Annotated in this window: 21 protein-coding genes; 13 read left to right on the plus strand and 8 right to left on the minus strand. The window is 39.9% G+C overall.

Annotation, left to right across the window (positions count from 1 at the left end; genetic code table 11):
* Positions 1 to 37: 37 nt before the first annotated feature.
* The 6 genes from menC to JW886_RS04105 form a co-directional block, all read right to left on the minus strand.
* Positions 38 to 1,159 (minus strand): o-succinylbenzoate synthase, encoded by a 1,122-nt coding sequence (menC, locus tag JW886_RS04080; protein WP_205872377.1) that lies wholly within the window; start codon positions 1,157 to 1,159, stop codon positions 38 to 40.
* Positions 1,156 to 2,511 (minus strand): o-succinylbenzoate--CoA ligase, encoded by a 1,356-nt coding sequence (menE, locus tag JW886_RS04085; protein ID WP_205872378.1) that lies wholly within the window; start codon positions 2,509 to 2,511, stop codon positions 1,156 to 1,158. Before menE ends, menC begins: the two co-directional genes overlap by 4 nt.
* Positions 2,512 to 2,638: 127 nt before the next feature.
* Complete coding sequence (gene menB / locus JW886_RS04090; protein ID WP_075525075.1) at positions 2,639 to 3,481, minus strand: 1,4-dihydroxy-2-naphthoyl-CoA synthase; 843 nt, start codon at positions 3,479 to 3,481, stop codon at positions 2,639 to 2,641.
* Between the two features lie 221 nt (positions 3,482 to 3,702).
* Positions 3,703 to 4,524 carry a 2-succinyl-6-hydroxy-2,4-cyclohexadiene-1-carboxylate synthase gene (gene menH / locus JW886_RS04095; RefSeq protein WP_205872379.1) on the minus strand — a complete coding sequence of 274 codons (822 nt, stop codon included), beginning with the start codon at positions 4,522 to 4,524 and terminating at the stop codon, positions 3,703 to 3,705.
* Positions 4,514 to 6,169 carry a 2-succinyl-5-enolpyruvyl-6-hydroxy-3-cyclohexene-1-carboxylic-acid synthase gene (gene menD / locus JW886_RS04100; protein ID WP_205872380.1) on the minus strand — a complete coding sequence of 552 codons (1,656 nt, stop codon included), beginning with the start codon at positions 6,167 to 6,169 and terminating at the stop codon, positions 4,514 to 4,516. Before menD ends, menH begins: the two co-directional genes overlap by 11 nt.
* A gap of 23 nt (positions 6,170 to 6,192) precedes the next feature.
* Positions 6,193 to 7,323 (minus strand): isochorismate synthase, encoded by a 1,131-nt coding sequence (locus JW886_RS04105; RefSeq protein WP_205872381.1) that lies wholly within the window; start codon positions 7,321 to 7,323, stop codon positions 6,193 to 6,195.
* A 137-nt stretch (positions 7,324 to 7,460) separates the two neighbouring features.
* On the opposite strand from JW886_RS04105, the gene JW886_RS04110 reads away from it, so the two are divergent.
* The 3 genes from JW886_RS04110 to JW886_RS04120 all read left to right on the plus strand — a co-directional run bounded on the left by JW886_RS04110 (position 7,461) and on the right by JW886_RS04120 (position 10,322).
* A complete protein-coding gene (locus JW886_RS04110) occupies positions 7,461 to 8,036 on the plus strand; it encodes a GNAT family N-acetyltransferase (RefSeq protein WP_200406881.1) in 576 nt (191 codons plus the stop codon).
* A 4-nt stretch (positions 8,037 to 8,040) separates the two neighbouring features.
* Positions 8,041 to 9,321 carry a DRTGG domain-containing protein gene (locus tag JW886_RS04115; protein WP_205872382.1) on the plus strand — a complete coding sequence of 427 codons (1,281 nt, stop codon included), beginning with the start codon at positions 8,041 to 8,043 and terminating at the stop codon, positions 9,319 to 9,321.
* Between the two features lie 68 nt (positions 9,322 to 9,389).
* Positions 9,390 to 10,322 carry a DHH family phosphoesterase gene (locus tag JW886_RS04120; protein ID WP_075525069.1) on the plus strand — a complete coding sequence of 311 codons (933 nt, stop codon included), beginning with the start codon at positions 9,390 to 9,392 and terminating at the stop codon, positions 10,320 to 10,322.
* Between the two features lie 57 nt (positions 10,323 to 10,379).
* On the opposite strand, the gene JW886_RS04125 is transcribed toward JW886_RS04120, so the two are convergent.
* Positions 10,380 to 11,348 (minus strand): asparaginase, encoded by a 969-nt coding sequence (locus JW886_RS04125; protein ID WP_075525068.1) that lies wholly within the window; start codon positions 11,346 to 11,348, stop codon positions 10,380 to 10,382.
* A 185-nt stretch (positions 11,349 to 11,533) separates the two neighbouring features.
* Here JW886_RS04125 and JW886_RS04130 point away from each other — a divergent pair, with 185 nt between their 5' ends.
* The 3 genes from JW886_RS04130 to JW886_RS04140 all read left to right on the plus strand — a co-directional run bounded on the left by JW886_RS04130 (position 11,534) and on the right by JW886_RS04140 (position 14,843).
* A complete protein-coding gene (locus JW886_RS04130; RefSeq protein ID WP_205872383.1) occupies positions 11,534 to 12,919 on the plus strand; it encodes a Cof-type HAD-IIB family hydrolase in 1,386 nt (461 codons plus the stop codon).
* 101 nt (positions 12,920 to 13,020) lie between these two features.
* Positions 13,021 to 13,368 carry a hypothetical protein gene (locus tag JW886_RS04135; RefSeq protein WP_075525111.1) on the plus strand — a complete coding sequence of 116 codons (348 nt, stop codon included), beginning with the start codon at positions 13,021 to 13,023 and terminating at the stop codon, positions 13,366 to 13,368.
* Positions 13,369 to 13,412: 44 nt separating this feature from the next.
* Positions 13,413 to 14,843 (plus strand): flotillin family protein, encoded by a 1,431-nt coding sequence (locus tag JW886_RS04140; RefSeq protein ID WP_205872384.1) that lies wholly within the window; start codon positions 13,413 to 13,415, stop codon positions 14,841 to 14,843.
* A gap of 49 nt (positions 14,844 to 14,892) precedes the next feature.
* Here the strand turns inward: JW886_RS04140 and JW886_RS04145 are convergent, their stop codons facing one another.
* Positions 14,893 to 16,245, minus strand: a complete 1,353-nt coding sequence (locus JW886_RS04145) for an aspartate kinase (RefSeq protein WP_075525065.1) — start codon at positions 16,243 to 16,245, stop codon at positions 14,893 to 14,895.
* A 165-nt stretch (positions 16,246 to 16,410) separates the two neighbouring features.
* On the opposite strand from JW886_RS04145, the gene JW886_RS04150 reads away from it, so the two are divergent.
* The 7 genes from JW886_RS04150 to trmB all read left to right on the plus strand — a co-directional run bounded on the left by JW886_RS04150 (position 16,411) and on the right by trmB (position 23,074).
* A complete protein-coding gene (locus tag JW886_RS04150; RefSeq protein WP_205872385.1) occupies positions 16,411 to 17,058 on the plus strand; it encodes an HAD family hydrolase in 648 nt (215 codons plus the stop codon).
* Positions 17,059 to 17,167: 109 nt separating this feature from the next.
* Positions 17,168 to 19,132, plus strand: a complete 1,965-nt coding sequence (locus JW886_RS04155) for a DHH family phosphoesterase (protein ID WP_075525063.1) — start codon at positions 17,168 to 17,170, stop codon at positions 19,130 to 19,132.
* Positions 19,129 to 19,578, plus strand: coding sequence for a 50S ribosomal protein L9 (rplI, locus tag JW886_RS04160; RefSeq protein WP_075525062.1), 450 nt, complete (start codon positions 19,129 to 19,131; stop codon positions 19,576 to 19,578). The genes JW886_RS04155 and rplI overlap by 4 nt, the downstream gene beginning before the upstream one ends.
* Before the next feature lies 1 nt (position 19,579).
* Positions 19,580 to 20,947: a replicative DNA helicase gene (dnaB, locus tag JW886_RS04165; RefSeq protein ID WP_075525061.1), complete on the plus strand. Its 1,368-nt coding sequence runs from the start codon at positions 19,580 to 19,582 to the stop codon at positions 20,945 to 20,947.
* Between the two features lie 206 nt (positions 20,948 to 21,153).
* The gene (locus tag JW886_RS04170; protein ID WP_075525060.1) at positions 21,154 to 21,411 is read left to right on the plus strand and encodes a Veg family protein; all 258 of its coding nucleotides are present in this window, start codon (positions 21,154 to 21,156) and stop codon (positions 21,409 to 21,411) included.
* Positions 21,412 to 21,458: 47 nt separating this feature from the next.
* Positions 21,459 to 22,232, plus strand: a complete 774-nt coding sequence (locus tag JW886_RS04175) for a phosphotransferase family protein (protein ID WP_200406606.1) — start codon at positions 21,459 to 21,461, stop codon at positions 22,230 to 22,232.
* A 185-nt stretch (positions 22,233 to 22,417) separates the two neighbouring features.
* Positions 22,418 to 23,074 carry a tRNA (guanosine(46)-N7)-methyltransferase TrmB gene (trmB, locus tag JW886_RS04180; protein ID WP_075525058.1) on the plus strand — a complete coding sequence of 219 codons (657 nt, stop codon included), beginning with the start codon at positions 22,418 to 22,420 and terminating at the stop codon, positions 23,072 to 23,074.
* Positions 23,075 to 23,094: the final 20 nt, after the last annotated feature.

The raw sequence follows: 23,094 nt of genomic DNA on the forward strand, positions 1-23,094 counted from the left end.
CTGCACTTGTGCAGGTTCCAGCTTTTATTTTTTTCGTTCATTTCAAAGAGGTCAAGCTCAATTTATTTACAGTGTAGCGATCTAGCGCGACGTCATTAACGGACAGACCAATGCCAACGCCAGTCGGGACGGTCATCCAACCGTTTGGAAAGGCAATTTCTGGTTGAATGAGGTCTTGGTCAAAATAATGCTTAGAATCGGATAAATCACCGGCCATCGCATTTCCAGAAAGCGCGGCGAGTTGGACATGGAGTATCTTTGAGATACCAGACTCAACCATACTGCCAATCCAAAAGCCAATCTGATGCTGTCTGCAAAATTCGATGGCTTTTTGCGTTTGATAAAGTCCACCTAAACGACCTATTTTTACATTGAGCATCGTTTGAAAAGGAAGTTCTGTCAGTATTTTTAGACTTTCCAAATCTTGAACGGATTCGTCAAAGCAAAGGGGTGTTGAAAAGTTCACTGACAGCTCTGTCAGTAATTTTAATTCGGATAAATCTTTGATATAAAAAGGTTCTTCGATACAAGCTAGGCCAAGTTCGTCTAGCGCTTTGATGACTGGCCAGTCTGTCAGTTGAAAACTTCGATTGGCATCAAGAGCAAATGTAATTTGTGGATATCTTTTTACCAGCTTTTTAATCAAATCAGTCCCAATTTGTGGACTAATTTTTAATTTAATTCTTTTGACGCCACTGTTAATAAGTTGGTCAATTTCCTTAATGGTTTGCTCGTCAGACATTTGTCCAAGCACCGCACCACGTGGGATTTTATCAGCTAATTTTTCTTGAAAAAGTCCAGCAATCAAATTTTTATTTCTTTCTTTAAAATACAAATCTAGAAGGGCATTTTCTAGTCCGGCCAGTGCCATTGGTAAGGGATTTCTAAAAAATTCATGTATTTCAAAAGGGTGTGAGAATTCTTTTTGCAAAATTTCTGGCAGGTAAGTTTCTTCCAAGATTTTCCAAGAATCAGCAAAAGTTTCTGAAGTATAAAAAGGAGTCGTGAAAGCAACAACTTCACCAAATCCCGAAAGTCCGTTAGGGCTTTCAACTTTTATAATAATGGTATCGCGGAGATTTAAGGCACCTTTTGCGGTCTTAAAATTAAATTTCATAGGGAGTTGAACGTGAAACATTGTAATTTTTTCAATTCTCATCCTTTAAGCTCTTTTCTTAAGATTTTTCCAGACGCATTTTTGGGCAATTCATCCATGAAAGTGATGGTTTGGGGGCGTTTGTATTTTGCCAGTTTTTCAGTGAGAAAGTTTTCTAATTTTTCTTGGTAAATATTGCCCGAAACAAAGAGAATTGGCACTTGTCCCCACTTGGCATCTGGCTTAGCAACAAGTGCACATTCCTTGATTTCAGGAAGAGAATAAACTAAATCTTCGATTTCTTTGGGGTAAATATTTTCACCGCCAGAAATAATGATATCTTTTCTGCGATTGAGCAGATAGAGAAAACCGTCCGCATCAAGGTAACCGATATCGCCAGTTTCAAAAGCAGTGCCGTAAGGCTTTTGGCCGAGGTAAGCTTTCATCAACATCGGAGATTTTAACCAAATTTCACCAACGCCAGCAAGGTCAGCTTGACGAATCTCAATTTCAACACCTGGTAAAGGTCGCCCGACAGAGCTTGTTTTATCAGGGAAATCTAAAATATTAAAAGTGACAGATTGTGAAAAACTTTCAGTCATGCCATAAGTTTTGTAGATAGGAAGCCCTAATTCTTGGCATTTTTTGATTAAAGGTTGGGGAATAAATTCACCACCAAGTAGAATTAAACGTAAGTTATTGCTATGCAATTTTTCAGCAATTCTTGTAAGGAGGGTTGGGACGAGTGAAACCATGTTGATTTTCCCAGAATTGACCATTTCAAGAAGTTGGTTTTCATCAAATTTATCAATGATGGTCGCTGATGTTGCATTATATAAAGTACGCATGATAATGGAAAGTCCAGAGACATGAAACATGGGTAAGATGACCAGCCAATTATCATTGTCATAAGCCCCAAGTGTTTCCTTTGAGGCTTTGACGTGATTTGAAATCATGCCCCAAGTAATAGGGACAGATTTAAATTTTCCGGTAGTGGCGGAAGTGTTCATGATGACGGCAATTTTTTCATCAGGAAAATCTGCTGACAGACTTACAGGGCAAGGGTTACTAGTCCAAATTTCCGAAAAAGAAATGCTGTCAGCAACTTTTTCTGTCAGTGAATCCGATGTGAAGACTGTCTCAATCTCGAGTTCCTTGACTTGCTCAGCCAGTTCGTATGTGGTTAGATGTGTATTCAAAAGAAGAACTTCTTTTGACAAACCGAGCAAGGCAAACAAAACGACTGCCATTTCAACAGAGTTTTCTGAAAGGAGGGCAACCCGTGATTGATTGTCAATAAGAGGAGCCAAATGTTCCGCCATCTTGTTGACTTCCTGATTGATTTGGGCAAAGGTATAGTCATTTAAAAAGTGTTTTTGGGGATAAAGTTCCGCCTGTTTTTTTAACCATTTCATTATTTAAGCTGTGAGCGAACTCAATTTTCTCCTTTCTGGCTCTTTTTTTACTGACAGAAATCCTGTCAGTAACTTTTAAATCACAAAAAGCGTCAAAAAGACGCTTTGTCAGCAATTTGGGAAATTTTTATGGGAATTTTGGAAATTGATCAAAATCAGGTTTGCGTTTTTCTTTGAACGCATCGCGTCCTTCTTTGGCTTCATCCGTCGTATAGAACATGAGTGTTGCGTCTCCTGCAAATTGTTGCAGTCCAGCAAGTCCATCAGTTGCAGCATTCATTGACCCTTTGAGCATACGAAGCGCCATTGGTGAGAGGGCAAGCATTTCTTGGGCCCATTGAACCGTTTCTTCTTCAAGACGGTCAAATGGAACAACAGTATTAACCATTCCCATGTCCATTGCTTCTTGGGCAGTATATTGACGGCAGAGGAACCAGATTTCACGGGCTTTCTTTTGACCAACCATAGCGGCAAGTAAACCAGCACCATAACCCGCATCAAAAGAACCAACACGTGGACCAGTTTGCCCAAATTTTGCATTTTCAGAAGCGATCGTCAAATCACAAACAATATGTAACACGTGACCTCCACCAATGGCAAAACCATTTACCATAGCAATGACAGGTTTTGGTGTAATCCGAATCAAATGTTGCAAATCTAAAACGTTCAAACGAGGAATTTGGTCTTCACCAACATAGCCACCATTTCCACGTACCTTTTGGTCTCCACCAGAACAAAAGGCTTCTTTATCTTCACCTTTTCCATGATTTGCACCGGTCAAAATAATCACGCCGATGTTAGTATCATCACGAGCGACACTAAAAGCGTCAATCATTTCAACGACGGTTTTAGGGCGGAAGGCATTGCGGACTTCAGGACGATTGATGGTAATTTTAGCAATGCCATCATAAGTTTCATAAATAATATCTTCGTAGTTACGGTTGAGAGCAACCCAGTTAAATTTTGACATGATTCTCCTTTAAACAGAGCTTGAAATAAAACAGGCTCATCAATAGTTAATTAGTGAAACAAGACAGAAAGAAAGGCTTGTTTCAAAGTAGAACTGACCGAGCTGTCAGTGCTAAAGAGGGCTTATTGGCGGGATAAATTAATTATTGCCAGCACTAAGATTTTGTCCTCAATAGGTCACACCCCTCAATCAATCGTATTTTTTCATTATATCATAAAGGCTCAGTGGCCCGTTAAAAATTCCCTTACAATGTGGTTATAAAGGGCAATGTTTTCTAAATGGATGTTATGACCACAATCCGGTACCGTGATGACTTGAACATTTTGATAAGGGGCGAAAACTTCTGCACCTAATTGTGTATATTTTTTATCCAAATCACCTGAGAGATAGAGAAGCTTGTACGGGAGGATATCGATTTGGTCTGCCACTGAAGTGAGTTCACCTTGCCCTGTACCGGCTAAGGTATTTGCTAAAGCGTGAGGTGAGTTCGACGCACGTCGTTGCCATATTTGAGCTTGGAGGGACTCAGAAAGGTGCTTCTGTGAGCTGAAAAGTCCAAGATTTCCCCAAAAATCAGCGAACCAGATTGGTCCTTTTTCCATGATATTTTCAGCTAATTTTTCATCAGCTTTGCGACGATCGTCACGTTCTTTGGCACTATTTAGGCCAGGACCTGTCGATTCCAAGATTAAACTGCTTACCGAAGCTTGTGGATAAGTAAGACAATAGCGTAAGGCGAGCCTTCCTCCCATCGAATAACCGAGTAAAACAAAGGATTGATCACCAATAAGTGCTTTAATCAGCAAATCGAGCGCGTGAAGGAGGGGGAGAATCCGATAGGGCTCACGTGCTCTGGGCTTATCTGTTTGACCATGCCCCAAAAGATCGATTGCGAATATCTGATAGCCCGGTAAGTCCAATAAATCCCACGTTTCTGAGGATTCGGAGAAACCATGCAAAGCGATAAGAGGCTTGCCTTTTCCGTGAATACGCACAGCATAGTTGATCCCTTCTATATTAAGGTTACGTCTTTCAAATTTCATATTCAGTATATTTTTGATGAAGCGCAAGGCTTAACGCTTTATTAGTTTTGATCTCAAGGACGTGCATACCTGGTGTATTCACCGCTTGAATCAAACATTTCTCAAAGTCTAAATCGCCTTTAATTTCGTGGTAATCAAGACCAGTTAAAGGGGCTAAACCAGCAAAGTCAAGTCCATGAGGAGTAGAGAAGAGATAGTCAAAATGAGGAACGCCTTTTTGGGCCAAATGATGAAAAATTCCTCCTCCATCATTGTTAAATAAAACAATGGTTAAATTGAGCTTATGGGTTTTCCCAATAATCAGACCATTCAGGTCATGGAGCATGGATAAATCCCCTGTAAGAAGAACGGTAGGACGCCCAGTAGTTGATAAACCAAGTGCTGTTGATTCGGTCCCATCAATCCCATTGACCCCACGATTGCCATAAAGGGTTACCTCAGAATCCTCTTTTTTCCACCAATAATCCACATCACGAATTTCCATACTATTAGCAACGAGCAATTGACCGTTTTCAGGCATTAAGGTTTGCAACTTCTGTACAAAATGACCTTCAAATGGTTGGTTTTCTGCTGCCACCAAATCAAGTTGTTGTCGCATCTTGTGTTGGGCGGCTTGCCATCTGTCTAGATAATCAGTCTGAGCATTTGTAACAGTTAAAGAGGTTACAAAATTTTTAATGTCACTTTGAACCATATAAGAAGTGGTCTGCGAAGGGTTACGATAATCAAGTGCAGGATCTACTTGGATAAAAGGAACATCTTCATGGAGGGCAATGAACTGTTGGAGTCGCTTTGAAACATTCATCTGACCAAATAAAAAGATAAGATCAGGTTTCAATTCTTTTTTCAGTTGAACATTACTCAAAAAAGCATCATAGCTATCCATAATATGAGGGTGGCCGTAATTTCTCATGTTGGATAGTGGATCCGCCAATAAAGGAGCGTTAAGCTTTTCAGAAAGCTGGAGCAGTGCTTCATGAGCAGAGGTCTCAATATTTGGACCAGCCAAAATAAGTGTGCGCTCCCCGATAAGCGCAGGATTAATGCTAGCACTCATCCTTCCTCGAGCTATCTGAAAAGGATGGCTGCTACGTCCATAAGTATAATTTTCAGGAAGTAAGGCAGGAACTAAAGGATCCCGTAAGGGGATATTGATCTGGACAGGCCCTGCAAGATGGTCAATCGCTGCTAGTACTGCCCGTTGTGCAACTTTTCGTGGATAGGTCCAGTAGTGGGTTTCTTGGGGAGCCTCCAACATCTCGAAATGGTTGACGAAGGTACCAAAAAAACGCGTTTGATCAACGGTCTGTGGCGCACCCACGAATTGTAATTCGCTAGGACGATCAGCGGTTAAAATAATCAGAGGAATCCGACTCATTTTTGCTTCAGTCACAGCTGGGAAATGGTGTGCTGCGGCAGAACCCGAGGTACAAACGAGTACGACAGGGCGTTGTTGAGCTTTAGCAATACCTAGAGCAAAAAACGCGGCGGATCGCTCGTCAATATTGACATAGGTGTCGTATTTTTTGTACTCTTCAAAAAGCATAGCTAAAGCTGTAGAGCGTGAACCAGGACTAAACACTGCTTCTCGGACCCCTAGTCTGAACAACTCATCAACAAAAGGGGCTAAATATTCATTGGTCATGAAGGACATCCTTTTCTAATCTATTATAAAGCTTCTAAAATTGTTTTTAACTTGACTTTGGTTTCATTAAACTCGTCACGAACATCAGAGTAAGGAACAATTCCACATCCAACATACGCACGTAAAGTTTTTCCCTCAATCAACGCTGAACGGATCCCCACTACGAGGGTTCCGTTGCCCTGGCCGTCAATAATCCCTAACGGGGCGGCATACAGACCACGTTCGTGATGCTCATGGTGGCGTAAGAAATTGAGCGCATAGTCACTTGGCTCTCCGCCCAATGCTGGCGTAGGATGAAGGTGCACTCCCCATTCAGTAAGTGAGGTGCTATGATCCTTAGCATGCAGGAGGGTTCTCAGGTGATAAACATTTTTTAGTTCCATGAGTCCTGTCTCCTCAACTGTTACTTGTGATGTCTTTTTGAGAAGTTGAGCTTTTATTTTATCAATCACAATATGATGTTCAAATTGGTTTTTCGGGTCATTAAGTAAACGCTCAGCGGCATTGATTTCCGTTTTGGAGATGGTACCAGCTAAGGCATAGCTTAAAATCTCATCATCGGCTTTTTGAACCAAGACCTCTGGTGAGGCACCTAGAAAGGTCTTTTCTCCTTTTTGGTAGGCAAAAATAAAGCAATTTGGATTATTCTTACTAAGTTTGTGAAGGATGCTTTCTATGCAAAAATCTTGTGAAGAGGTGAAGTCAATTTCCCGTGAAGCTACGATTTTTTGACTTTCTCCCGCTTTAAAACTTTCTTGAATCTGATTAAAGAGTCTGGCCCAATCTTCAAAATCATCTTCCTTTTGTGTGAGGGAATGAGTCACTTCTAATACTTTTTTAGGTTCAATAGTGACCGGCTCAGTACAGGTGAGATAAAGGGATTCATGACTTGTTTTAACGTAATAATGCTTGAAAGCAAGAGTTTCGCCTCCCATGTTTTGCCAAGGTGCTCTCATTTCTCCTTCAAAAAAGGACTGTGTGTGAAAGAGATAGGGATATTCGTTGGTTTGATTTTTAACGGCGCATAAGCGTTCTGCACCAATAATGAGTTGTTCTTTCTGACGATCATACCAATAGAAACGCTCCTCACCTGAGAAGTGAGACCAAAAAGACAACGGATTTTCTAAGTTTAATTTTATTTTCTTATAGTTCATTTTTATAATACCACTAAGAATTATAACACAGGCAAGAGCTTGTCAGATAAAAGAGACTCTTTTCTTTTAACTTGTGGTAGTGGTTTTAGGCAAGAATTTGGTATAATGAGACACAGATGAGTAGAAAGATAGATTCGATGAATATTATTGTCAAACTTGCAGCTTTTACAGAACTCGAGACGTCAAGGCTTCTTTTACGTCCTTTCAGGTTTGAGGATGCAAAAGCAATGTATGAGTATACGAGTCAACCAGAAAATCTCCAATACGTCTTTGCTCCCCATTTTTCTTTAGAAGAGACGCAGTATATCCTTGCAACTGAACTCATGAAGGCCCCATTAGGAAAATGGGCAATTCAGTTGAAAAAAGAAAATAAACTAATAGGAGACATTCACTTTGTCTCCCTTTCTGAGAAAAAACAATGTGCAGAGATAGGTTATGTTCTTAATCAAGCTTACTGGAATCAAGGTTATTTAACGGAAGCTTTAGCCACGCTCACAGCATTTAGTTTAGAAGAATTTGGTTTAAAAAACGTGACACTGAAAATTGATCAAACCAACGCTCCCTCTAAAAGAGTGGCGCAAAAAGTTGGTTACCAGTTGATGGGGAATTTTAAAGCAGCAAGCCCTTATACAGGGAAGATTCGGGACTTTGAAAAATATGAAGCCTCATCTGCGAACTGGTCTCAAGAAAAGTTAGTGAAAAGAGCGCATTAGAACGATGTCAAAACATGAGGAAATATTAAATTATATTGAAGGATTGGAAATCGGACGGCAGGTCAGTGTCCGTGGAATCGCCAATCGCATGAAAGTAGCTGATGGTACCGCTTATCGAGCGATAAAAGAAGCAGAAAATCAAGGTTTAGTTGCCGTAAATGATCGTTCTGGAACTGTTCGTGTTGCAGCTAAAGGGCAAAAAATCGCCCATCGGCTGACCTTTGGCAAGATTACCGAGGTGGCGAACGCGGAGGTGTTAGGAGGGTTAGAAGGATTAGAGGTTGAGTTTAGTCGTTTTATCATTAGTGCCATGGAACGTGCTTCTTTCAAACGTTATCTCTCTCCCAATGGTTTAGTTATCGTCGGTGATCGAAAAGAAATCCAAAGCTTGGCTTTGCGAGAACGGAATGCTGTCCTGGTCACTGGTGGTTTTGAGGTCAATCAGGAGGTGATTGACTATGCGAATGAGTTGGGCATACCACTCATGCGCACAAGTTACGACACCTTTACAGTCGCCAACCGGATTAGTCACGCCCTTTCAAATGAGCTCATCAAAAAAGATGTGATTACAGTGGGCGATGTGTTCCATCAAAAACGAGCAACGTTACGTGAGGAAAATACGGTTAAAGATTTCTTAGATCTTGTGAAAAAAACAAATGATAGCCGTTTTGCGGTCGTTAATCGTTACAATGTCGTAGTCGGTGTGGTTGCGATGCGTGATGTGACAAATAGAAAAAATGATACCTTGTTAAATAAGGTGATGACGCGAGCAAATGTCGCTAAAGCAAATATGACTGTGGCAAGCGTTTCTCAAAAGATGATTTATGAAGGGTATGATATGATGCCCGTGGTCTATGAAAATCATACTTATGCTGGGATTATTACCAAGTCAGATGTCTTACAAAGTCTTCAAAAAGCTCAAGAAGAGAGTCAAGTGGCGCACACGTTCAGTGACAATATCGCAGATGGATTGGCTGAAAAGGGAACGGCTTATACAATAACTATCGAACCCTTTATGATTAATAGCGTGGGGACTGTGGCTACTGGCGTTTTTTCTGAGTTGATTAGCCATGTGGTCCATCGCGTCTTTAGTAAGCGACGCAAACGAAATATTATTATTGAATCAATTGATATGCATATGCTGGGGGCAGCTGGTATTGATAATGTACTTGAAATTTATCCAAAAGTAATCGGGGAGACCCGTATTGGTGCGATGATAGACTGTGAGATTTATCATGTTAACCTTATTATCGCTAAAGTTTTAGTAAATGTTCAGCTGACGTGAGCAAAATTGATGTGCAAGTTACTGACAGGCGCATCAGTAACAATAAATATGAAAAGTGAAAGTGAAAAATGAACGAAATTTTAAAAAAAATTGAAGCTTATGATTTAATCCTTATCCATCGTCATAAAAATCCAGATCCCGATGCTTTAGGTTCGCAAGCCGGTCTACGAGCTATTCTCCGGGAAAATTTCCCTAACAAGCGAATTTATGCAGTAGGCTATGATGAACCAACTTTGACTTACTTGACAAAAATGGATCAAGTAGAACTTGAAAAAAATGAAAAATACCTCAGTATTGTTTGCGATACGGCAAATACTCCACGAATTGACGACGAGCGTTACCAACAAGCTGATTTCGTCATTAAAATTGATCATCACCCTAATGATGATGCTTATGGGGACTTACTTTTGGTAGAGCCTGACAGAAGTTCAGCTTCCGAAATCATTGCTGAATTTGCATTCAGTACGGGGCTTTTGCTTAACGCTGAAGCGGCACGCCTACTTTATGCGGGAATCATTGGAGACACGGGCCGCTTTCTTTATCCAGCAACCTCACCTAACACATTGAAGATAGCAGCCCAATTGGCCACTTATGACTTTGATCGGTCAGCTTTGGGACGGGAAATGTCATCTTTTGACATGAAGGTGGCCCGTTTACAAGGTTATGTTTATGAACAGATGGAAGTTTCTCCCACAGGTGCTGCGCGTGTCCTTTTGACTCAAGAAATCTTAAGAAAATTTGACTTACGTGATGCAGAAACATCAAGTATCGTTGGAGTTCCAGGAAATATTCGTGGCATTGAATCTTGGGCAATTTTTGTTGAACAAGCAGATGGGCATTTCCGAGTACGGATGCGCTCAAAAGTTGTTCCAATCAATGAAATTGCGAAGCGACATGATGGCGGAGGACATGCCCTTGCCTCAGGGGCTAACTCATACTCCCTTGAAGAAAATGAGCAAATCTGGCAGGAGCTGCAACAAAATCTAGGTGCTCAGAATTAAACCGCATAATAGCGCACAATAAACAAAAATTTACTGACAGCTTGGTCAGTAAATTTTTTAGTTTTCCATGAAATTACGTAATTGTGAAGGGGTCTCTAACCCTGCGTTCAAGCCAATAATCAATTTCAAACGGGCTTTTTGAGAATTTACTTCATCAGCAAACATTACGCCAGCATCATAAAGTTGAGAACCCCCGCCTTGATAAGCGTAGACAGGCTCAGCAATTCCATTAAAGCAACGCGAAACGAGGACGACAGGAACCCCCGCATCTAAGAGCCGTTGTAAGGATTGACTGGCGATAGGAGGTAAATTACCTGCGCCAAGCGCCTCAATGACGATACCATCCAATTTATCTAAATCGAGTAAATCTAAAATTTGCCCGGACATGCCTGCAAAGGCCTTGACAATAGGGACATTGCCATGTACAGAGTGAACATCAAGATGTTGATTTTCACTGTCATTATGAAAGTAGATGATTTTATTTTTCGTAAGTAGGCCAAGTGGTCCGTGGGTAGGTGTTTGGAAGGTTGACACATTTGTTGTATGGGTCTTTGTGACATACCGTGCTGAGTGAATCTCATCATTCATTACAACAAGGACTCCTCGGTCATGGGAGTGCTCATCAGCTGCGACACGGATTGCTGACAAAAAATTATAAATACCATCAGTACCTAATTCATTGCTTGAGCGCATCGCACCAGTCATCACAATGGGTTTCCCCCGTTCAAGGGTGGTGTCAAGAAAGAAAGCAGTTTCTTCAAGAGTGTCTGTACCATGCGTGATAACGGCACCGTCAAAGCTCTCTGTGAGAAAAGCTTTTTTGAGTCGATTTTTTAGAACTAACATATCACTTAAAGTAATATGTGGACTTGGAAGATTAAAGATATCTTCTGTAACCAATTCGACTTCATCAAGCTGCATATTTACAGCACTCATTGGATTGCTCTCATTTGGGGAAACATGACCTTGTGCATCTTCGGCCATAGAAATTGTACCACCGGTGTGGAGAATTAATATTTTTTTCATTTCTCCCTCCTTTTTATAATAATTTTACATAGAATATTGATTCTGTGTGGGTAAAACGTGCATAAAAATTATAACAAAAATTTGTCCAGAAAAGAACTCGTGAACCATGAAATAGACGGAAAATTAGGGTATAATTTAACTAAACTAAGAAAAAAACTTCACAAAGAATTAAGAAAAGATGGATTATGGATATTAAAGCAGTATTTTTTGATTTAGATGGCACTTTATTTACCTCGACACGCGGAGTAGCTAGCAGTACAAGAAAGGCAATCCAAGAACTCCGCAAAAAAGGAATTTTTATTGGAATTGCAACTGGACGTGGTCCAGCCTTTGCAATGCCGTTATTAGAAGATTTAGACCTTGATTTTGCGGTAACGTATAATGGTCAGTATATTTTTACACCCAAGGAGGTCATTTTTGATAATCCGCTTGAGCGCAAAACATTAAAAAAATTAATGACTTATGCAACGCAGAACCATTCGGATATTTCGCTTGGAACAGCACATGGCGTTAATGGTTCGGGACTGTTGAAATTTGGAGAAACGCGCATAGCAGGCTTTCTATCAGGGCTTTTACCTTCGAGCACTTCTGGTGTAGCTCGTAATAGTTTTAAGCACATTGTCCGACGTGTGCTCCCTCAAAATGAAGATTTGGCTGATGATGAAGAAGAAGCAGTTTATCAAGCCATGATGGTTGCCACCAAAGATGAAACTTCTCGGATTCAAAAAGCTTTTCCTGAACTTTTAGTGACCCGTAGCAATCCCTACTCAGTCGACTTGATCCCCCAAGGGATCGGAAAATTACCAGGCATCCGTCGTTTAGGTGAAAAATTTAATTTTGAGCTGAATCAGGTGATGTGTTTTGGTGATTCAGAAAACGATGTGAGTATGCTCACTGGTGTAGGATATGGGATTGCCATGGGAAATGCTGATTCTGAAATCCAAAAAATTGCCACCTATATCACAGATACTAACAATCAGGACGGAATAGCTAAAGCATTGGCCTATTACGGTTTGATCAGCTACTCTGCAGAGAAAGATTTTACCTCTAAAGACCCAAACTTTAATAAAGTTAAAGAATTCCATCGCTTGATGGACGGAAAAACGCAAGAAATACCTCGTGCCTTTCCTCCTTTGGAAGCCAGTTTCCGTGCAGGTTTCAAAGTAGAAGAGATTGTCGAGTTTCTCTATGCTAGCGCGCAAGGTGACAAAGAAAGATTTTCTAAACAAGTGGAAAGCTTGCATTTGGATATAGAAAAAGCAGTAAAAAAAGTAGAGCGCAAAGCACATAAAGAAGACATGTTGACGGGAGAAGTAGACGCTCTGGTCGACTTGCTTTATTTCACTTATGGTTCGCTGGTGCTCGCTGGAGTAGACCCCTATGAAATCTTTAACACTGTACATCGAGCAAACATGGGAAAAATATTCCCTGATGGACGCCCCCATTTTGACCCCGTGACACATAAAGTCCTCAAACCTGATGATTGGGAAGAAAAATATGCACCAGAGGAACGAATTAAAAAAGAACTCGAACGTCAACAACGTGTTGCATTGAAAAAACAAACGAAATAAAAGAAATCTCCAAAAAATAGTCGTAAACATATTTACATTTTAAGGCGAAAGTGCTATATTAATAAAAAAGCATGAAAGCGCTTTTTGAGATTGGAGTGAAAATGATTTTTATTGTTATCATGCTGGTATTTATCTTTTTATTTATCCTACTGACCATCCTATCATTACCGGGAATGGCGCTTTTCAATAAGTTCTCAGATCAGCGTTATCAAGCTGATGAAAAAGAGTTGCTAACAGGGATACTTACGACAGCCATCCTCTCAACAGAGGCGACAGGTGAGGTAGTAACCAATTTTGTCAATGAATCTAGAAAAACAATGCCAGCCAAAATCTTTCATTCCTCTCAAGGAAGTGTTCATTCTATAGCAAAAGGAACGGAGGTACTTATTATTGAAACTAAATTAGGAATTGCCTATGTGATTCCTTATCAACAGACGCTCATTTCATAGCTATCTCATTAAGGGAAAGCAAAATCGGTCAAAAAGGAGTCACGATGCCCATACTCTATATACTTATTATTGCAATAATAGTTGTTATTGTTTTGCTGTTAGGAATTATAGCGGCAAATTATAAAAAATCAGGACCACAAGATGCATTAATCGTTTACGGCTCAGGTTTAGGGAAAAAAGGAGTCAATAAAGATTCGCAAGGGAATAAATTAAAAGTAGTACGGGGTTCTGGAACGTTTGTTTTACCTATTTTTCAGAATGCCCGTTACCTGAGTCTGCAGTCTGCTGCGATTGATATCAAAACTGAAAAAGTTCTCTCTAAAGATAAGATTCCAGTTACAGTCGAAGCTACTGCGATGATAAAAGTGGGTTCAACGCTTCAAGATATTGCGACAGCTGCAGAACAATTTCTGGGTAAAAAAGATGAACAACGTGATGGTATGGCCGATCAAGTTTTACGAGGTCATCTTCGAGCAATCGTCGGGACAATGACGGTCTCGGAATTGATTGAAGACCGTAACAAATTCTCGTCAGAGGTCCAAGACCAAGCGGGAACAGATTTGTCAAAAATGGGCTTATCAATTGTTTCTTTTGTAATTAATGATATACGTGATGATCAAAATTATATCAAGGCCCTCGGAGCAAAAGAAGTAGCACGAGTGCAACAAGAAGCAGCTATAGCAGTAGCGAATGCGGATAAAGAAACACGTATTCAAAAAGCTGCAGCTGATCAAGATGCCCAAAAAGCAGAAGCTCTAGCAGCAACCCAAGTGGCAAATGCTCAAAAAGAAAAAGCAATTAATCTGGCGCAATATGAACAAGAACAAGCCATTGCGACAGCCGAATCTAAAGCGAAGGCTGATCAGGCTCAAGCCTCTGCTGACCAAGCTTATGCGATTCAAGAAGCAATTTCTAAAAAAGAAACCACTGAAGCAGAGATGCAAGTTGAGTTAATTAAGAAACAACGGGAAACAGATCTTGAAACCCAAGAAGTTTTACGCCAAGCGCAAGAAAATGAAGCTAATATTGTAAAAGCCGCAGAAGCCGCAAAAGCCGCCCAAATCGCTAAAGCAGAAGCGGACGCACGTGAACGTGAAGTCAAAGCACAAGCCGAGGCCTCAGCTATTGAAGCAACTGGTAAGGCTGAAGCAGAAGCGATCCGACTAAAAGGATTAGCCGAGGCCGAAGCGATTGAGAAGAAAGCAGAAGCCATGCAAAAAATGAATGACGCAGCAAAATTAAACATGGCACTCGAAGTATTACCTCAAGTTGTTGCCAGTGTGTCTAGCAATCTTCAAGCTGTTGATTCCATTAACATCTATGGTGGAGAGGGTTCCTCTAAAATTCTTGGCATGTCACAAGAAAGTCTCAAACAAGGACTTGATGTGCTAGGTACAATGGGGATTGATGTTCCAGACCTGCTAAATAATTTTGCGGGTCAAAAAGTGCAAGCTCAGTCTGAACAACGCGTTTAGTTGGAGTTTAGGTGCAAATAAAAAAAGCCCTTAAGGGCTTTTTTTTATTCTAGTCAAAGAAAGCAGAATAAATAGCACGTAAAGCTTCTCTTTCATCTTTTTCTTTAACAATAAACATAACTGAAACTTCGCTAGAACCTTGGGATAACATGGCAATATTGATGCCTTTTTTTGAAAGCGCAGCTGTGGCTTTGGCGGTCACCCCAATGTGTTCTTTCATGTCTTCTCCTACAAGTGTGATAATAGAAAAATCACGATTTATATAAGCTTCATCAGGGTGGAGTGACTCTGTCAAGTTAGCGATTAAGGCTTTAGAAACAGGTGGGGTGAGATAACGGCTTCGTATGATAATAGACATATCATCAATTCCCGTCGGCATATGTTCAAACCGAATAGCCAGTTTTTCCAACACCGAGAGGACTTTGCGACCAAAACCTATCTCACGGTTCATCAAATATTTGCTAATGTATAGCGATGAAAAGCCACTTGAAGAAGCAATTCCAACGACCGGGGCACCTTTGGTTTCTCTTGAAATAACAATCTTTGTACCAGGGTGTGTCGGATTATTAGTATTCTTTATTACCAGTGGGACATGTGCACGGAAAACAGGGAGTAAGGCTTCATCGTGTAAAACTGAAAAACCAGAATAGGCAAGCTCACGCATTTCGCGATAAGTTAATTCTTTGACATGAACGGGAGCTTTGACTATGCCAGGGTGAGCAGCAAATATACCATCTACATCTGTAAAATTTTCATAGAGTTCGGCTTTAACTCCAGCGGCAATGATGGAACCAGTAATATCAGAGCCTCCACGCGAGAAAGTGCAGACTTCGTTTTCGTTTGTGACGCCAAAGAAACCCGGAATGATTAAGACCTCATCAAGCTCATTAAGATATTTAATATGTTCGTTGGCTTCAGGTAAGAGGCGAGCATTTCCCGGATCAGAAGAGACAAAAATCCCAGCATCAGAAGGATGGATATAGCGACTGTGGATCCCTTCAGAAGAGAAATAATCAGCGATGAGAAGAGCGTTATTATTTTCACCAGCGGCAAGAAAAGTATCATAAGTGAAAGGGTTAGATTGTGAAAGCGTGGCAAGCCCGATGATATTTTGGGTAATGGTTGACAGAATGTCGCTGGTAAGTCCAAGCTCATCGTAAATTGTCTTAAAGCGTTGGATAATCCATTGTTGAGAGCTTTTAATACTCTGTTCATCATGAGCTTTACAAGATTTATAGTAAGCAATAAGGGCATCAGTAACTTTGGTGTCCGCACTTGTACGTTTTCCAGGAGCAGAAACAATGATAAATTTTCGGCGCTTGTCAGCGCGTACGATTTCTAAAACACGACGAATTTGAGCAGCGGAGGCGAGTGAAGAACCCCCAAATTTAGCAACTTTCACTTTAATTACCTTCCTTCATGAGAGTCTATAATTTGACTTATTATAGCTAATTTTCAGATAATTTTCAATAATAAACCCATTATGACTAATTATGGAAAGCACTAGAAATGTAGTCCCTTACAAATAAATTAAACCTTAGAACTCGCATTATGTTATAATGGTTCTATGAAATTTAAAGCAGTAATATTTGATATGGATGGTGTTTTAGTTGATACTGAACGCTACTATTTACAACGTCGAGAAGAATTCTTTGGGAGCCACGATATTTCCATAGCCCATTTGACTCCAAGTGATTTTATTGGCGGAAATATGCGTGAGATATGGCCAAGAATTTTAGGAGAAAAATTTAATCCTCGTGAGGCGGTACAACTTCAAAAAGAGTATGAATTTTATAAAGCGACACATCCGATGCCTTATGCTGATTTACTTTATCCAGATGTGACAGAGATATTGGACTATTTAAAAGAACAACAGACTAAGATTGCTTTGGCCTCTAGTTCGTCCATGAATGATATCCAACAAGTCTTAAGTATTCATCGCCTGCAACCCTACTTTGAAGTTGTTTTATCAGGCAATGATTTAAAGGAAACGAAGCCTAATCCTGAAATTTACCTGTCTGCAATGCAAAAATTACAAGTAAAGGCAACTGACAGTCTCGTCATTGAAGATTCAGAAAAAGGAATAAGTGCAGGTAAGGCAGCAGGGGCTACAGTGTGGGCAATCAAAGATTACCGTTTCGGTATGAATCAAGAAAAAGCTGACCAATTTGTGGACTCACTGACCAGTGCTAAAAATTTATTGACAACTTATTGACCACAGATGGGAAAATAATTAAGCCTTTAAACTAGAATTAGGAAAATCAGCGATCCTTTAAGTTTTTGCTGCCCTATGATAAAATAGAAGGCGTATAGGAGTGATATTTATGAATTTTGTCCGACGGTTTTCACCGCTTGTTATTATTATCATCATGATTATCGTACAAGTTATTGAAGGGGTAGTCGTTATATGTTCGGCGACACGCTGGTCCATCTTGATTTATCTCTTTATCTTGAATGTGGCAATAACACTTATTTTGTTGTCACAAACCCGTAATTATCAATTGCGCCGTCAAGATTTTATAAGAAAAATTAACGATGAGGCCGAGAATTCACTCAATGCTACTTTGGATAACATGCCCATTGGGGTGATAAGATTTAACAATCAAACGCTTGAGCCTGAATGGTTTAACCCCTTTGTTGATATGATATTTAAGGGAAATGATCAAGTACTTGATCGTGAAGATATCAAAAGAATTTTAAAAAATGCAAGTGAAGATCAATATATTGAAATTGGCAAACAAAAATATGTTGCAGAATTAGATGTAGATAAAAATCTTATCTATCTCATTGATGCGACAAAAGAAGTAGCTTTCAAATCTGAATTTAATGACAGTCGTGCCGTCATTGGTGCGATTTCTGTTGATAATTATGATGATGCAACCGATTTGATTACTGACAGTGGGCGTACAGCAATTAACAGTTTCATTTCATCTTTTCTTGAAGAATTTGCGGATAAGTATGGCGTTTATTTACGTCGAATTAACAGTAGTCGCCATTATTTTTTCTGTGACTATCGTATCTTAGAAAAAATGATTAACGATAAGTTTGAAGTGCTTAAACAATTCCGTGAAAACTCAGCTCAAAAAGATATTCCGTTAACCCTTTCTGTAGGTGTAGCTTATGGCTGGAATGATTTTCCGACTATTGGTCAAGTGGCATTAAATAACTTAGAGTTGGCTCAGGTAAGAGGCGGGGACCAAGTAGTACTCCGTGAGAACACTCCTCAAGCCCGTCCGACTTACTTTGGCGGAAATTCGGAAAGTCGTACTCAAAAAAGTAGGACGCGTGCGCGAGCAATTTCAACCGCCCTGCGGACCATCATTGCTGAAGCAGAAGACGTTTTTATTGTTGGTCACCGCTTTACGGATATGGATGCTTTAGGAGCTGCAGTAGCTATGAAGGCTTTTGCAAACATGTCTGGAAAAGAAGCTTTTGTCGTTTATGATCCAGAGCAACTTTTACCAGATGTTCAGCGTGCGATTGAAAAAATGAATGAGTCGTCAGATGGATTTACTCATATTGTTCGACTAGAAACTGCTCAGAAATTGAAGAAAAAAGATTCATTACTTATTATGGTTGACCATTCCAAAACGAGTCAAACCTTGAATCTTGATTTTTATAAATCCTTTGAAAAATTAGTGGTCATTGACCACCACAGAAGAGATGACGATTTCCCAGAGCACGCATTACTGTCATATATTGAGTCTTCGGCAAGCTCAGCAAGTGAGTTAACCATTGAGCTCTTGCAGTTTCATGATAATAATCAACGGAAAATGTCAACGATTGAAGCGAGTATTGTACTTGCCGGAATTGAGATGGATACCAAAAACTTCACGAAAGCAACAACGGCAAGGACTTTTGAGGCGGCAGCTTATTTACGTTCTCGAGGAGCAGATAATGATTTGATTAAGATGATCATGGCTACCGATTTTGAGAAATATAAAAAAGCTAATGAAATTGTATTAAATTCGAAATTGATAATGCCAGGCATTGCTGTAGGGCTTGGCCTAAGCGAACATAAGTATGATAATATCGCAACTGCTAAAGCAGCAGATACTCTGCTTGACATGGCGGGGATTTCTGCGTCATTTGCTATCACACAGCATAATAATGGTTACATCGCCATCTCGGCACGTTCTCGAAATGGGTTTAATGTGCAATCTATTATGGAACAGATGGGTGGTGGCGGACATTTTAACAATGCCGCAACCCAAATTTATGAAAAAAATATGAATGAAGTTGAAGCTGATTTGATTCAACTGCTTGAAGAAAGAGAGAATGAAAAATGAAAGTTGTATTTTTAGAAGATGTTAAAGGGCGTGGAAAAAAGGGAGAAGTAAAAGAGGTTCCGACTGGTTTTGCTAATTTCTTGATTAAACAAAAACAAGCCAAAGCTGCGACAAGTGCGTCTCTAGCAGCCGTAGAAGCACAAAAGAAAGCGCAAAAGCGTCAAGCAGAAGAAGATTTAGCAGAAGCTAAAATGCTTAAGAATGCTTTAGAAAAAGAAGATGTTGTTGTTGAAATTAAGATGAAAACGGGAGAAACAGGACGTACTTTTGGCGCTGTGGATAAATCAGATATCGCAAAAGCTCTCAAAGCTCAATACAATGTTCCTGTGGATAAACGTAAAATTCAATTGATCAATAAAATCCAAGCTTTGGGGACAAAAGAAGTACCTGTTAAACTGCACCATGACGTGACAGCAGTTATCAAAGTGAAAATAAGCGAGGCCTAAAATGCCCGAAATTGATCTAATAAAAGCGCCGCCTCAAGACTTAGCAGCTGAACAGGCTGTTCTTGGGGCTGTTTTTTTGGATAGCGATAGACTTGTTGAAATCAAGGAATTTATTACGCCTGATGATTTTTATAAGAATGCCCATAAGATAATTTTTCGTGCAATGGAAAAATTATCGGATGCACGTGAAGCGATTGATGTCTTAACCATCCGCTCCCAATTGGAAAATCAGGGTGATTTAGAAGCAATTGGTGGAATTGCCTATATTGCTGAATTAGCAACAGCTACACCAACCGCTGCTAACGCTGCTTATTATGCAAAAATTGTTGCAGAAAAATCATTACTTCGTCAGTTGATTCATCGCTTGACTGAATCTGTTGAAAAAGCTTATGAACAGGATTCGCCAGCTGATGATATTCTTGCACAAGCAGAAAAAAGTTTAATTGATGTTCAACAAGGCCGTAATACCAATGGCTTTAAAAAAATATCCGAAGTCCTAGCGGTTCATATGGATGATTTAGAGCAAAGAGCTCAACAAAAATCAAACATTACTGGAGTGGCGACAGGCTACCCTGCCTTAGATAATATGACGACAGGATTACATGAAGAAGAATTGATTATTCTTGCAGCTCGTCCTGCCGTCGGTAAAACCGCTTTTGCTCTAAATATTGCACAAAATATTGGGACAAAACAAGATAAAACAGTGGCTATTTTTTCTTTAGAGATGGGGGCTGAAAGTTTAGTAAGTCGGATGATTGCTGCAGAGGGATCCATTGATTCTCATAGCTTACGTACTGGTCAGCTGAACGATCAAGAGTGGAATGATTATTTCATGGCGACAGGTACTTTGTCGCGCGCTAGCATTTATATTGATGATACACCAGGTATTAAAATCTCAGAAATCCGAGCCCGTTCTAGAAAATTAGCACAGGAAACTCAAAATCTGGGACTGATTGTGATTGATTATTTGCAGTTGATCTCAGGTACTGGACGTGAAAATCGTCAACAAGAAGTCTCCGAAATTTCAAGACAGCTAAAGATTTTAGCTAAAGAATTAAAAGTTCCAGTTATTGCGCTTTCTCAGCTCTCGCGGGGGGTTGAGCAACGGCAAGATAAACGTCCAGTCCTCTCCGATATTCGGGAGTCAGGCTCCATTGAACAAGATGCGGATATTGTAGCCTTTTTATACCGAGATGATTATTACGACCGTGGAACCGGGGATGAAGAGGATGATGAAGAAATTTTACAAGATAATAAAGTGGAAGTCATCATTGAAAAAAACCGTTCGGGTAGCCGAGGAACAGTAGAACTGCTCTTTATCAAAGAGCATAATAAATTTGCAAGCATTGACAGTCGATATGGTGAGTAGATTTTTTCTAGTCATTCGTGGTATAATACAAGTAATTGTCTAATTCTGTCCTTGGTTAAGCTAAAGTTTGACTGAATGGAGCGCTACCCGAAGGGGAGCTCATCCTCAAACTGAACGCGAACAAGGATAAGCTCGAAGATAAAAATCAATGTTATAATGTAATTGTTCGGAGAAATCCGACTTTTACGTCTTATTTGGAGGAAAAAATGGATAACCAAAGTCAAGAAGTTGGGAAAATCGTTGATATTCGTGACAAAGTAAAAGCACACTTGGGAGAAACAATCGAAATTACTTCCCAATTTGGTCGTAAACGTGAGAACCGTCATAAAGTAAATTTGATTGAAGCTTATGCGACTCATTTTGTAATTGAAAACATTCCTGCACGTGGTCCAAAAACAACAGAATCATATCAATATGCAGATATTTTGACACAAACGATTTTAATACACTATCCAAACGCATAAACTTAAAGCAGATTAATGATTCACAATAAAGGAAGGAGGAGACAAGGTTGATGACGGCAAACTGGGATATGACCCCTGTTAAGGGTGGTTCAGGGAATGCTTTTTCAGGAAAGAGCGATCAAGAACGCGTTTTTATTAAAAAAAACGGCAGTCCTTTTTTGCCGAGCATTTATCTGGAAGGAATTACGCCAAAAGTTCTATGGACTAAGCGTACTGCCGAAGGAGATACCTTGTCTGCCCAACCTTGGATTGATGGGCATACCCTTAATCCAGAAGATATGGATGATCGGCAGATTAATCACATCTTGGCCCATCTTCATGATTCAAAAAAATTAGTGGAGTCCTATAAAAAATTAGGAAGCCAAGTTATTTTTCCAAAACAACTTTTGGAAGAGTGCGTAAAAAGTACGGAAGCTTTGCAGACCAATCACTTTTTGACGCAAATCATCGAAGAAATGAGGGGCGAAATCCCTGAATTACATGAGGATGAAGTTGTTGTGGTTCACGGAGACGTCAATCATAAAAACTGGTTAGTCGATGATACTTCAGGTAAAATCTACCTGGTAGATTGGGACACCGTCTTTTTATCAGATTCCATGGTGGATATGGCTCATGTCCTTTCACACTATATCAAACCTACGAACTGGAGTTTGTGGTTAATGACATCAGGTGTACGTCCTCGTTCAGATATTATGGACAAAGTAGCTTGGTATGGGAAATTATCTTTTCTGCGCCAAATCTCTGAATACCTCTCGCGAGGAAAGATGAAAGAGGTCAATCAGGAAATTTTAGGGCTCCGGAATTTTTGTGAATTATTTTAGAAAAATAGGCTAGGGAGTGGACCTTCCTATTTTTTGGCTTATAGAAGAAACTTAAAAATGATAAAATTTTTCTAAAAGCCATTCCCATAAGTTTGCAGAATGAACTGACTGATTGGTCAGCCAACTCGAAGTGCAATAAGCTACTGACAGCTTCGTCAGTAAAAATAAATTAAATAGAGGTAAAAATGCGCGTCAGAAATCGAAAAGGGGCAGGCGAAATGCTTGCCGAAAACGCACATATTGTTGTTGAGAATCCAGCCGACTTTAAAGGACGTTGGTCTGAACGTTTTGGAAATAATCACCCGATTCATATTGAGGTGGGATGTGGCAAAGGAGCCTTCATCACAGGAATGGCAGCTTTGCATCCAGAGATTAACTACATAGCAATAGACATGCAGTTGTCTGTTTTATCCTATGCACTGGATAAAGCGATTGAAGCTGGTTTACCAAATGTTCAGATGATGTTAGTCGATGGGGCCGCTTTAAGTGAGTATTTTGAAGAAGGAGAGATTGATCAAGTCTACTTGAACTTTTCTGATCCTTGGCCTAAAGCGCGACATGAAAAACGTCGCTTGACTTACAAGTCTTTCTTAGAAACTTATGAAAAGATTTTACGTTCCGAAGGGGAGATTCATTTTAAAACAGATAACCGAGGACTCTTTGAATATTCTCTAGTTTCTCTCGCAAACTATGGCATGGAACTCAAAAAAGTCTGGTTAGATTTGCATCAAGATGAAGAATTTGCTCCGCTGAATGTAATGACTGAATATGAAAAGAAATTTTCACAAAAAGGACAAGTGATTTATCGTCTAGAAGCAAAATTTAAAAAGAAAAATGATTAAATGACAGCTTGATCAGTAAA

Origin of the sequence: Lactococcus taiwanensis (assembly GCF_017068355.1) — a bacterium.
In the GTDB taxonomy this organism is placed as follows: domain Bacteria; phylum Bacillota; class Bacilli; order Lactobacillales; family Streptococcaceae; genus Lactococcus; species Lactococcus taiwanensis.